Genomic DNA, 888 nt, shown 5'->3' on the forward strand with positions numbered 1-888 from the left:
TATCTCATCTAGTTTTTATGTCTCCATAGATGTCCAAATGTAATGCCTTTTGCGAGAGAATTGGCCATGCTTGATAGTTTGAGTAACAGCATGATGGATATAATGGACAAGATGAGAGCTCCTCCAAACATGGAGCTTACATTTTGGTCGTAATCGAGTTTCATATCGCTCAAATAGTTTGCAAAGATGTTCATCATCAGATTAAATACAGAGGCTAAGAGTAGAAAGAGGATTATATAATTGACGACTTGTACAATCCATTGCTCGAAAAAGCGATGAGTTGGTTGCCAGAGTAGAGCAATAATGAAGATTGGTCCCAATCCTACGAGAAGTGCAAGTGCGATTTTTGTCAGGAGCACGAGACCACCACCGATTGCGACTACGAGGCTTGTTGCTAGCAAGATGAGGATTCCTAAGAGACTGTAAAGCAGTCCATTGGACTCGAAGAAGGCGGTTTCTTGGAAAAGACGGCCTGCATATTGGAATCCTCCGCCTGCTGTTTTGTCAAGTAAATTCATTAATTGTTTATCATTGAGTGGATTTGTTATGAGCGCTTTTGATAACTCATAGGGCATTTGTGTTATCAAATTGGCAATTTCACTCTGATAAAGTCCTGTGGTAAGAGCTATTGAAGTAATAATACTTATCCGTAGGAAACGGTTTACGAATCCGGAGAGAGGCATATCGATAGCGCCCCGGATGATGAGCCAACCATAGATGATGAAAGCGATTGTGATACCGATTGATACAAAGGGTGTAATTGTAACAATTGCTTTTGAGGAAATATCCGTGACATATGTTTTTGTTATCTGATCAATTTTACTGAAAAGTTGCGTGAACACTGTAAAGTCCATGGAATTCCTCTTTAACGAATTTTCAACTTTTTAT

At 39.4% G+C, this 888-nt stretch carries 1 protein-coding gene; it reads right to left on the reverse strand.

The window, feature by feature from the left end; genetic code table 11:
• Nucleotides 1-8 precede the first annotated feature (8 nt).
• Nucleotides 9-854 carry a TrbL/VirB6 family protein gene (locus ACFINK_RS09330; protein WP_375638908.1) on the reverse strand — a complete coding sequence of 282 codons (846 nt, stop codon included), beginning with the start codon at nucleotides 852-854 and terminating at the stop codon, nucleotides 9-11.
• Nucleotides 855-888: the final 34 nt, after the last annotated feature.

Source organism: Bartonella sp. AA16NXGY, assembly GCF_042197325.1.
Classification (GTDB): domain Bacteria; phylum Pseudomonadota; class Alphaproteobacteria; order Rhizobiales; family Rhizobiaceae; genus Bartonella.